General features: G+C 65.4%; 12 protein-coding genes, 1 tRNA gene and 1 pseudogene. 10 read left to right on the top strand and 4 right to left on the bottom strand.

Annotated features, from left to right (window positions below; all coding sequences use genetic code 11):
* From VN047_RS18010 to VN047_RS17995, 4 genes and pseudogenes are all read left to right on the top strand, one after another.
* Positions 1 to 525 (top strand): annotated as a pseudogene (locus tag VN047_RS18010) (hypothetical protein); the annotation flags it as partial.
* Positions 526 to 547: 22 nt separating this feature from the next.
* Positions 548 to 1,459, top strand: coding sequence for a tyrosine recombinase (locus tag VN047_RS18005; protein ID WP_325545103.1), 912 nt, complete (start codon positions 548 to 550; stop codon positions 1,457 to 1,459).
* 9 nt (positions 1,460 to 1,468) lie between these two features.
* Positions 1,469 to 2,416, top strand: a complete 948-nt coding sequence (locus VN047_RS18000; protein WP_325545101.1) for an acetyl-CoA carboxylase carboxyltransferase subunit alpha — start codon at positions 1,469 to 1,471, stop codon at positions 2,414 to 2,416.
* A gap of 134 nt (positions 2,417 to 2,550) precedes the next feature.
* Positions 2,551 to 4,050: a M48 family metalloprotease gene (locus VN047_RS17995; RefSeq protein ID WP_325545099.1), complete on the top strand. Its 1,500-nt coding sequence runs from the start codon at positions 2,551 to 2,553 to the stop codon at positions 4,048 to 4,050.
* A 62-nt stretch (positions 4,051 to 4,112) separates the two neighbouring features.
* Here the strand turns inward: VN047_RS17995 and VN047_RS17990 are convergent, their stop codons facing one another.
* Complete coding sequence (locus tag VN047_RS17990; RefSeq protein ID WP_325545097.1) at positions 4,113 to 4,298, bottom strand: Flp family type IVb pilin; 186 nt, start codon at positions 4,296 to 4,298, stop codon at positions 4,113 to 4,115.
* 383 nt (positions 4,299 to 4,681) lie between these two features.
* On the opposite strand from VN047_RS17990, the gene VN047_RS17980 reads away from it, so the two are divergent.
* Positions 4,682 to 5,110, top strand: coding sequence for a (deoxy)nucleoside triphosphate pyrophosphohydrolase (locus tag VN047_RS17980; protein ID WP_325545095.1), 429 nt, complete (start codon positions 4,682 to 4,684; stop codon positions 5,108 to 5,110).
* On the opposite strand, the gene VN047_RS17975 is transcribed toward VN047_RS17980, so the two are convergent.
* Positions 5,107 to 5,958 (bottom strand): methyltransferase domain-containing protein, encoded by an 852-nt coding sequence (locus VN047_RS17975; protein WP_325545093.1) that lies wholly within the window; start codon positions 5,956 to 5,958, stop codon positions 5,107 to 5,109. The two genes, VN047_RS17980 and VN047_RS17975, sit on opposite strands and share 4 nt — an antisense overlap.
* A 48-nt stretch (positions 5,959 to 6,006) precedes the next feature.
* On the opposite strand from VN047_RS17975, the gene VN047_RS17970 reads away from it, so the two are divergent.
* The 5 genes from VN047_RS17970 to VN047_RS17950 all read left to right on the top strand — a co-directional run bounded on the left by VN047_RS17970 (position 6,007) and on the right by VN047_RS17950 (position 9,176).
* The gene (locus tag VN047_RS17970) at positions 6,007 to 6,864 is read left to right on the top strand and encodes a ComF family protein (protein ID WP_325545091.1); all 858 of its coding nucleotides are present in this window, start codon (positions 6,007 to 6,009) and stop codon (positions 6,862 to 6,864) included.
* A gap of 4 nt (positions 6,865 to 6,868) precedes the next feature.
* The gene (grxC, locus tag VN047_RS17965; protein ID WP_325545088.1) at positions 6,869 to 7,129 is read left to right on the top strand and encodes a glutaredoxin 3; all 261 of its coding nucleotides are present in this window, start codon (positions 6,869 to 6,871) and stop codon (positions 7,127 to 7,129) included.
* Between the two features lies 1 nt (position 7,130).
* Positions 7,131 to 7,598: a DUF1178 family protein gene (locus VN047_RS17960; RefSeq protein ID WP_325545086.1), complete on the top strand. Its 468-nt coding sequence runs from the start codon at positions 7,131 to 7,133 to the stop codon at positions 7,596 to 7,598.
* Between the two features lie 231 nt (positions 7,599 to 7,829).
* A tRNA-Arg gene (locus VN047_RS17955) sits at positions 7,830 to 7,906 on the top strand.
* Between the two features lie 376 nt (positions 7,907 to 8,282).
* Entirely contained in the window at positions 8,283 to 9,176 is an 894-nt protein-coding gene (locus tag VN047_RS17950; RefSeq protein ID WP_325545084.1) for a prephenate dehydratase, read from the top strand.
* Positions 9,177 to 9,198: 22 nt separating this feature from the next.
* On the opposite strand, the gene VN047_RS17945 is transcribed toward VN047_RS17950, so the two are convergent.
* Both VN047_RS17945 and VN047_RS17940 read right to left on the bottom strand, forming a co-directional pair.
* Complete coding sequence (locus tag VN047_RS17945; RefSeq protein ID WP_325545082.1) at positions 9,199 to 9,882, bottom strand: CDP-alcohol phosphatidyltransferase family protein; 684 nt, start codon at positions 9,880 to 9,882, stop codon at positions 9,199 to 9,201.
* Between the two features lie 192 nt (positions 9,883 to 10,074).
* Positions 10,075 to 10,509 (bottom strand): hypothetical protein (locus VN047_RS17940; RefSeq protein WP_325545080.1); only part of this gene is annotated, 435 nt, incomplete at its 5' end.

Here is a 10,509-nt window from a genome sequence, read left to right as displayed (position 1 = left end):
GCGCTGCCGGTCAGCACCGATGTCGGGGGCGACCCGTGGCAACTGCTCGGCTCGATGCTCGCGGGCGGCTACGACCGGAACGCGATCGCCTGGGTGTCCGGCGTATCGGTGGGCAGCCATGCATGGGGCGTGCTCGCGGTCGGTTCGCCGCGGCCGCTCACGGGTACGAGCGCGGGCGCGGTCGGGCAATTTTCGGGCGTCGATGACAGCACCGGTTATCTGCGGTCCAAATTCCTGCTCGCGGGCCTTGCGGGGCTGGGGCGCATCGATGCCGGCGCCGCGTCATCCGCCGCAAGCGACCTTGAGGTCGACCTGGGGAAGCAGACGCGCTGGTCGCGTGCGATCATGGCGGCGGCCGAACGGCGCGAGCCCGGTATGGTGGCGTTGCTTGCGGCGGCGGGGATGCAGGGTGACTGGTCGAAAATGCCGCCCTATCATCTCTACTATATCGTCCGCTCGCTACGCGAGGTGGGGCTTGAGCCCGAGGCGCGAATGATCGCCGCCGAAGCGCTGGTGCGTGTCTGAAAGTCGAACATGGCGTCGGACGGTGTCTGACGCGGCACTGATCGAGCGGTTTCTGGAGATGATGGCGGCCGAGCGCGGTGCTTCGCGCAATACGCTCGCGGCCTATCGCCGCGACCTGGAACAGGCGGCCGAGTGGGTCAAAGGACCGCTCGCCGATGCCGATGCCGGCGCGCTGCGCAAATTGATGGCCGATTATCGATCGCTTGCGGCGAGCAGCGCGGCACGTAAATTGTCGGCGTTGCGGCAGTTTTTTGCCTTCCTCCTCGATGAAGGCGAGCGCACCGACAATCCGGCGCTCGACATCGCGCGCCCCGCGACCCGGCGGCCGCTGCCGCGCATATTGACGCACGCGGATGTCGAGCGGCTGTTCGCACAAGCGGGTGAGGAGGCGGCGGGCGAAACCCCGCCCGCGAATGCGGTGCGGATGCTGCTGCTGCTCGAACTTCTCTATGGGTCGGGGTTGCGCGCGAGCGAGCTCGTTTCGTTGCCGCGCCGCGCGGTCGGCGGAGGCCGCGAATTTCTGATCATCCGCGGCAAGGGCGACAAAGACCGGCTGGTGCCCTTGTCCGAACGCGCGCGCGCGGGGCTCGACCGCTGGCTTCCGTTCGTCGCCGACGGGTCGCCGTGGCTCTTCCCGTCGGGCAAGGCGCATATCTCGCGCGTGCGGCTGTTCCAGATGCTCCGCGAGCTGGCGAGCCGCGCCGGGATCGACCCGACCGCGATCAGCCCGCATGTGCTCCGCCACGCTTTCGCCACCCATTTGCTCGAAGGCGGCGCCGATCTGCGCGCATTGCAGCTGATGCTGGGGCACGCCGATATCGCGACGACCGAAATCTATACGCACGTCGACAGCCGCCGGCTCGTCGAACTGGTGAACAGCCGCCACCCGCTGGCCCGGATGGATGGCGTTGACCTCAAGACGCCTTCGGCCTAGCGACGGCGCATGACAGCCTTTCTGGACTTCGAAAAACAGGTCGCGGCGCTCGACCGACAGATCGCCGAACTGCGCGAAATGGGCGACGATCCGACGCTCAATATCGACAATGACATCGCGCGGCTTGAGGATAAGTCCTCGAAATTGCTGCGCGAAATCTATGCAAAGCTGACGCCCTGGCAAAAGACGCAGGTTGCGCGCCACCCCGATCGACCGCATTTCAAGCACTATGTCGCGGGATTGTTCGACGACTGGATGCCGCTTGCGGGCGACCGCAATTTCGCTGACGATCAGGCGATCCTCGGCGGGCTCGCGCACTTTCGCGGACGGCGCGTGATGGTGATCGGCCATGAAAAGGGCGACGATATCCCGTCGCGCATGAAGCATAATTTCGGGATGGCGAAGCCCGAGGGTTATCGCAAGGCGATCCGCCTGATGCAGCTTGCCGACCGCTTCGGGCTGCCGGTGGTGACGCTGGTCGACACGTCGGGCGCCTTTCCGGGCATCCAGGCGGAGGAACGCGGACAGGCCGAGGCGATCGCGCGCTCGACCGAGCAATGCCTTGCGCTCGGGGTGCCGATGATTGCGGCGGTGGTCGGCGAAGGCGGTTCGGGCGGCGCCATTGCGCTCGCTGCTGCGAACCGCGTTCTGATGTTCGAACATGCGGTCTATTCGGTGATTTCGCCCGAGGGTTGCGCCTCGATCCTGTGGCGCACGTCGGACAAGGCGGCCGACGCCGCGACCGCGATGAAGATGTCGGCGCAGGACCTGCTGGCGCTAAAGGTTATAGACCGGATCGTTCCCGAACCCATTGGCGGCGCGCACCGTGCGCCTGAGGCCGCGATCGCGGCGCTGGGCGACGCGATCGCACAGGAGCTGGACGCGCTGTCGGGTCTTCCGCGCGAAACCCTGCTCACCACGCGTGAGGAGAAATTCCTCGCGATGGGACGGGCTTAGGCCATCGACGCGGAACCCGATCGCCGGGTTTCGCGTTCCCATATCCGACATCGGCGAGCCGCGGTTCATCGTGCGGCTTGTATTGTCGCGCCGCGGGGATATCCCGGGGAGACAGCGTAACGGGAGGCACTTCGATGAGCTTGAAAACGGGCAAAAGGCTGGCAGCGGTTCTGGCCATGGGCGGTCTTGCCGTCACCGGCGCGGCCGATGCACAACTGAAGGCGATCAAGACCCAGACCAATATCTCGCCCGCCGAACGCAAGCAGGGTGACGAGGCGCACCCGCAGCTTTTGCAGGAATTCGGCGGCGCCTATAGCGGCCCGCAGGCGGCTTATGTGAATCGCATCGGACAGAATATCGCAGTGCAGTCGGGCCTGTCGCGGTCCCCGAGCGATTTCACCGTCACGCTGCTCAATTCGCCGGTGAACAATGCTTTCGCGATCCCTGGCGGCTATGTCTATGTGACCCGCCAGCTGATGGCGCTGATGAACGACGAGGCCGAACTCGCGGGCGTTTTAGGGCACGAGGTCGGCCACGTTGCCGCGCAGCACAGCAAGAAGCGGCAGTCGGCAGCGACCCGCAACACGATCCTTGGTGTGCTCGGTGCCGTGCTGGGCGGCGCGATCGGCGACAGTGGCGGGCTGCTCGGCGGGCTCGGCGGGCTGCTGCAGAATAACGCGATGCAATGGGCGCAATATGCGACGCTGGGCTTTTCGCGCAGTCAGGAATTGCAGGCCGACCAGTTGGGGGTCCAGTATCTGAGCAGTGCAGGCTATGACCCGCTCGCGCTGTCGACGATGCTCGCGAGCCTTGCGAACCAGACGACCCTCGACGCGCGTCTTGCGGGCGGCGATGCGCGGTCGTTGCCCGAATGGGCGAGCACCCACCCCGACCCGGCCTCGCGCGTCCGCAATGCCGAGACGCTGGCGAGCCGGGTTGGCGGACGTGGCGGGATGCGCAACGCTGACGCCTTCCTCGCTTCGGTCAACGGCGTCCTTTACGGCGACGATCCGAAACAGGGTGTCGTCGAAGGCCGGGAATTCCTCCATCCTGACCTGCGACTGAAATTCGCCGTGCCGAACGGCTATGGCATGCAGAATGGGGTCAACGCGGTGTCGATCAGCGGCAGCGGCGGGCAAGCGCAATTCACCACCGCACCGTATAACGGCGACATGAACGCCTATATCGCCGCGGCATTCAAGGCGATCGCGGGGAACGCGTCGATCAGTCCGGGGGCGATCCAGCGCACGACGGTGGGGGGCATTCCGGCATCCTATGCGACCGCGCGGGCGAACACCCAGTCGGGTCAGGTCGATGTCACCGTCTTTGCCTATGAATTTTCGCGCAGCAGCGCGTTCCACTTCGTCACGCTGACGAAAGCGGGCGGCGGCGGCGTGTTCAATTCGATGTTCAACAGCGTCCGGCGGCTGAGCGCGAACGAGGCGGCGGCGATCCGGCCGCGGCGGATCGATGTGGTGACCGTGGGACGCGCGGATACGGTCGCGAGCCTGTCGAAACGCATGGCGTACAGCGATTATCAGGCGGAGCGGTTCCAGGTACTCAACCGGCTGAGCGCATCGAGCCGGCTGACGCCGGGGCAGAGGGTCAAGATCGTCGTCTATTCCGCCCGCTGACCACGGGCACAAAAAAAGGGGCGGTGTTTCCACCGCCCCTTTTCGGTTTGGCTGGCGCTCTATTACGGAGCAGCCGGAGCAGCCGTCTGGTTCAGGTTCTCGTTGACCTTGTCGAAGGTGCTGCTGACGCTGGTGCCGACGCTCTGCATCGCGGTGATGCCGGCGACGGCGATCAGAGCGGCGATGAGGCCATATTCGATCGCGGTCGCGGCTTTGGTGTCGCGGACGAATTTCTTGATGAACTTCATGACTGGTCTCCTGATTTCACTTACCCTGTTGACGGTCTGGTCGGGTCAACATCTGCGGGTCTAGGACGAATAGGTTTTGAAAATCTTAATGGGCAGGTTCGAACATCTGGCCTGTCGAATCCCGTTTCCGCACAGATTTTCCGGGTTACATCGCGTTGGTCGCCTTGTTGGAAACATGCGTCCACATCTTCGACGTAGAGTTGCCCACTTCGGTGATGGTGCTTACGGCCGCCAGAAATATAAGGGCCAATATCAGCCCATATTCGACGGCTGTGGCGGCCCTGGTCGACCGCATCAGCCTGGTAATATTGTGCATTTGTTCCACCCCTGACTGAAATTATAGTTCCCGAGGGTCCCATTGTTCGCACAGGAAGGTTAACAATTTGTCCGCGTTTAGCCCCGGAAAACTGCCAAAAACATCGCTTGTCGTCGTGGCGGCGGCGCTCGTCGACCGCGACGGGCGATTGCTTGTGCAGCAGCGTCCCGAAGGTCTGTCGATGGCCGGTCTGTGGGAATTTCCCGGTGGCAAGCTGGAGCCCGGCGAAACGCCGGAGCAGGCGTTGATCCGCGAACTGGCGGAGGAACTGGCGATCGATGTCGATCACGCTTGCCTCGCGCCCGCTTGCTTCGCGAGCGACATGCTGGGCGACCGGCATCTGCTCCTGCTGCTCTATGTATGCCGCAAATGGGGCGGAACTCCCGTCGCGCAGCATGCCAGCGCGCTTCGCTGGGTGCGTCCCGCGCAATTGCACGGGCTCGACATGCCGCCCGCCGACAAGCCGCTGATCGGCCTGCTGGAGGCCTTGATCTAGTCTTGAGGCTTCAACGCGTCGGCGAGCGAGGCGGTCCCGCTGCCGCGCCGCGCGGGCTGCGGCTGATCGGGATGCGGCGCCCAGCCGCTGAAGTGGACGAGGCGAAAGCTTTCGGCGACGCGGCCGTCAGGATCGGCGTCGGCGGCGAAAGCAGCCGCAATCCGCGCCGCTTCCTCGCGTGTCAGCGGTGGCGGAGCGGGGGCAAGGCGGCTCGACAATCCCGCAGCGCGCAGGTCGCGCACCAGCGCAAACCAGTCGCCGTACCGCACCGTCAACGCCTCGACGTCGACGACGGGCATGGTGAAGCCGACACGCTGGAGCAGATTGCCCATCGCTGCGAGGTCGATCTGCGGATGCAGGCGCGCGATCGATCGCACACCATCGGCCATCGTCGCGCGGCGCAATCGCGGCAGACTGCCGTCGCCGAGGAACGCGCCGAGCAACAGACCGTCTGGCGCGAGGAGCGCACGCAACCGGACGAGCGCACCGGGTACGTCATTGACGCTGTCGAGCCCGCCGGGCCACAGGATGAGGTCGAAGCTGCCGAAGGGAAGGTCGATCGCATCGGCCTCGACCGCGATCGCCCCGTTTGCCGCGGCGAGGCGCGGACCCGCTTCGACGATCGTGAGCTCGCTGCCGGTCGCGCGCAAATGGTCGACAAGCGCCGCGTCGTGTGCGCCGATGAGCAAGGTGTGCGCGAAGTCGCGCGTCACCATCGTCAGCCGGTCGAGCAATGTTTCGGCGATGATCGGGGCGAGGAAGTTGCCCGATGCGGGAAGGCGCGCCATGCGGTCGCGTTGCGCACCGTGGCGGGCAGGGGAGAAGAGCGGGCGGGGGGATTGCGACATGCGCGGCTTGTGCCTTCTTCGCCGATGCTTCACAAGTCGGTGATGAGGATGGCGACGGGGGAAGCCGAAACGGGCGATGCGCCGCGCACGGCATGGCTTGGCGGCTTGCGCGCCGCAGCGCGGACGATCGTCGATTATGCGCTGCCGCCGCGTTGCCCCGGCTGCGGCGTCATCGTCGGAGAAGACCGGCAATTCTGCCTTACCTGCTGGTCCTCGCTCGATTTTCTCGACGGACCCGCCTGTACCCGCTGTTCGATCCCGCTGCCGACGGCGTTGCCGGGCGAACCGGTCGCGTGCGGCGCATGCCTTGCGAACGAGCCGCCGTTCGACGGTGCGCCCGCCGCGGTCGCTTATGGCGCCGTCGCGCGGACGGTGGCGTTGCGGCTCAAATACGGGCGGAGACTCGGCCATGCGCGGCTGATGGCGCGGCTGATGGCGCGTCGGCTCGGAACGCTCGGCGAGTGCCGGGAAATGGTGTTGATACCGGTGCCGCTACACCGCTGGCGGCTCTGGTCGCGCGGCTTCAACCAAGCCGCGCTGGTGGCCGACGAGCTCGCTCGGATAACCGATGCCAGGTGCGATCATCATCTGTTGTTGCGAACGAAGGCCACCGTATCGCTCCGCGGAAAGCGGCGGCGCGAGCGCGAACGGATCGTTGCCGGCGCCTTTGCGCTGGCGAGCGATGCAAAGGCGCGCGGGGCGGGGCAGCATCTGGTGCTGATCGACGACGTCCATGCGAGCGGCGCGACATTGCGTGCAGCGGCCAGGGTGCTTAAACGCAGCGCCGCTGCGCGGATATCGGTCCTGACCTGGGCCCGCGTCGTCCCCGATGCTCTCATGACAGGCAACATATTTGACTTTGCGGACGTTGATTCCGATATGCATGGTGAAAGGATGACAGGATAGCCGCATGGCCAGGATCGAAGTCTACACAAAAGCCTTCTGCCCCTATTGCACCCGCGCGAAAGCGTTGCTGGGCAAAAAGGGCGCTGACTTTGAGGAAATCGATGTGACGATGGATCGCGCAGGGTTCGAATCGATGATCGAACGCGCGAACGGTCGCCGCACCGTACCGCAGGTTTTCATCGATGGCCGCCACGTCGGCGGCAGCGACGACCTTGCCGCGCTCGATGCGAAGGGCGAACTCGACGCGTTGCTCAAGGCGGCGTGACATGATCGTTTTCGACCTGTGTTGCGCGGCCGGCGATCACCGGTTCGAGGCTTGGTTCGCGAGCAGCGAAAGCTTTGCGGACCAGCGGGCGCGCGGTTTGATCGATTGTCCGATATGCGGCGACAGCGACGTCAAAAAGGCGGTGATGGCGCCGCGGGTCGGCGCGAAGTCGAACCAGTTGCAGGTTGCGCCCCGCGTCGACATCGCGTCGGTGCCTGAAGAACTCTCGCCCGAACTAATGCGCAAGGTCATCGCCGGAATCGCAGCCAAACAGGCGGAAATGCTACCCCGGTCGCGCTGGGTCGGTCGCGATTTCGCCGATGCCGCGCGCGCGATGCACGACGGGCGCGCCGTCGAAGACCTGATCCATGGCGAGGCCTCGCCCGAAGAAGCGCAGGCGTTGCACGACGACGGGATCGCCGCGATGCCGCTGCTCGTCCCGATCGTTCCCCCCGATGCAGTCAACTGACCCCGAACAATCCTCGGGGCCGGCCCGCGGTGCGGGCTGGTCCGATGATTCCGGCAGAACGTCTGAAAAGCCCGCGGCCGCCGCGCCCGTCCCGCTGTGCCGGTACGAGGAATTGGCGATCCGCGAGAATCGCGCACGCGAGACGTGGCGTGCGAAAGGCAAAGCATCGGTGCGCCCTGTCGATCCCGCCGATTGACGATTTGGGCCCTGCGCCGCTACACGAGCCGCAGCGCACCCGTAGCTCAGCAGGATAGAGCATCAGATTCCTAATCTGGGGGCCACTGGTTCGAATCCAGTCGGGTGCACCACTTCGGAACAAAGCCGGGCACGGCGCCCGGCTTTGTTTCGGCTGCCCCCGCGGTCAACGCTCGCAGCAGATCGTGTCGAACCGCTCCGCGCAAAGGCGAACAGTCCTTCATGCGAAGACGCTCGGGACAGAAACGCCGCGCCGGTGCCGGTAATTCCTTCACGAACATCCGATGCGGGCCGTGGGTGAAGAGGCGGGCGAGCCAGGCACGTTGCGATCCTGCACGTTGCCGGGAATGATCACGGCGTTGCAGCCGCTGTCTATTGTGCATGCTGTCTCGCGCCGAGGTCGACGGTCGGCTCGCGCTTCCGGACGTGCCGGTTGCGTGGATCGCGCCGTGTCGCTATGCGCCGCGGCTCGGGCTTGGGAAGGCAGTTATGGGCAGTTATTCGGCTTCGGCACAGCATCTGGTCGACGAAATGCGCGGCGCGGCCCTTGCCGAACCCGCCCGCGGGCTGGCCTTTCAGGGTGCCCCCGGGGCGAACAGTGACCTTGCCGCGCGTGAATATGACGCCAATTCACTGCCGATGCCCTGCTATGCGTTCGAGGATGCGATCGATGCCGTGCGCGAGGGCCGCGTCGACCGCGCGATCATCCCGATCGAAAACAGCCTGCACGGCCGCGTCGCCGATATCCATTTTCTGCTCCCCGAATCCGGCCTGTCGATCGTCGGCGAGCATTTTCTGCCGATCCGCTATGGCTTGATGAGCCGCAACCTTGGCCCGGTAACGCGCGCTATGAGCCACGAACAGGCGCTCGGCCAATGTCGCCACTGGCTGCGCGCGAACGGCATCGCGCCGGTCGCGCACAGCGACACCGCGGGCGCCGCTGCGTGGGTCGCCGACAGCGACGAGATCGGACTCGCCGCGCTCGCACCGCCGCACGCCGCCGACATATACGGGCTGACGCTCCACGGCACGGGCATGGAGGACGCCGATCACAATACGACGCGTTTCGTCGTGCTGGCGCGCGAGCCACTGACCGATTTCGCAGGCATCGACGGGCCGTTGATGACGACCTTCATGTTCGAGGTGAAGAATATCCCGGCGGCGCTTTACAAGGCGCTCGGCGGCTTCGCCACCAACGGCGTCAACATGACGAAGCTCGAAAGCTACCAGACCGGCGACAGCTTTGCCGCGACGCAATTCTATTGCGATATCGTCGGTGCCCCCGGGGACGAGCGGATCGACCGGGCGCTCGAGGAAATTGATTTCCAGACCAAGTCGCTGCGGTTGCTCGGCACTTACGCGCAAGCCCGGGTACGCGGTTAAACTTTTCGGCGCGGATGCGCGTTCAGTTGCCCCGGCGACGGAGCATCCGCGCCGTCGCCGAGGTCTGGACGATGAACAGCGTCACGAGAACGCTCGAAACCACGAGCGCGAAGAGGTCAAAGGCCGAAAAGTTGGTTCCGCCTATGTCGGCGCCCCCGACGATCGGCATGGCGATCGTCATCGCCATCAGCATCAGCCTGAGTTCGGTTGGGCCGCCCGCCATATAGGAGAGGCGGAATTCGCCAAGGATTTTCGCGGCGATGAAAGTATGAATCGACAGCAGGAAATAGCCGATCACCCCCATCAACGCGACGTCGAGCCGCATATAGGGGCTCATCCCGATCGCGCTGATCATCAGCAGCGTCGCGATCGCATCGACGCTGTGATCGACGAAATAGCCATAGTTGGGCCGCTCGATACGGCGCCAGCGCGCGAGGCTGCCATCGAGCGAATCGCCGAACCAGTTGACGATATATCCGACGAGCGAAAGGCCGAGCCATTCGCTGTCGAACCAGCTGAGCAGATAGCCCGCGGCGACGAGCACGGCGCCGGCGAAGCCCAGCGTGGTGAGCTGGTCGGGGGTCACCCAGGCGGGCAGGCGCGCGCAGAGCCAGTTGAGCAGGCGGCGTTCGCTGCGCGCGAGGATATTCTGCTGTATGCGCACTGGAGGCGTCGCCGCCTGATGGAGATGCGGATTGCTGCTCATGCTCGCCTTTCGTCGGTGGCTGTCACATCTGTGTCAGCCAGACGTCACGGACGCGTCATAGGCGCAGTTCCTCGCATAAGAAAGGGCGCGACGCATGATGGGGGACGGGACGAAGCCGGAACGGGTCGAATCCGCCATAATGCGGACTTTCTCGATGCGAAAAGCCGGTTCACGCCTTGAAACGGGCGGTCGCTATTCGCGCCAGGGCCCGATTTCGCCGACTTCTCCGATCGTCCGGTAACGCACGGCATCGTCGATCCAGGCCACTTCCCACATCGGCGCGGGGCGTGCCCATTCGCCGATCACGAACAGCGGCCTCTTTTCCCGCGCCACGAAGGCGAGGTCGTCCGGGGTCGGGCCGGGAACGATCGTTTCGGACCGCTGGTGCAAGCGAATGATCGCGAGCGTCCCCTGCGGCGGCGCGGGCAACGACTGGCGCGAGGGAAAGCCGGTGCTGGCGGCGATCACCGGGAAACCCTTGTCGTCGCGGGCGATCAGCAGCACCTTGTCGGCGGTGGGAAAGGGGCCGTTCACCGCGTGGCCCACGACCTTGCGTCCCGCGATCGCGGCGAATTCGCGGATGTCGGTGTCGGCAACCGGGGCGAGGGCGGTCGGCGCCGCGACGCC

Source organism: Sphingopyxis sp. (assembly GCF_035565275.1).
GTDB lineage: Bacteria > Pseudomonadota > Alphaproteobacteria > Sphingomonadales > Sphingomonadaceae > Sphingopyxis.
This window is presented reverse-complemented; position numbering and strand designations above follow the sequence as displayed.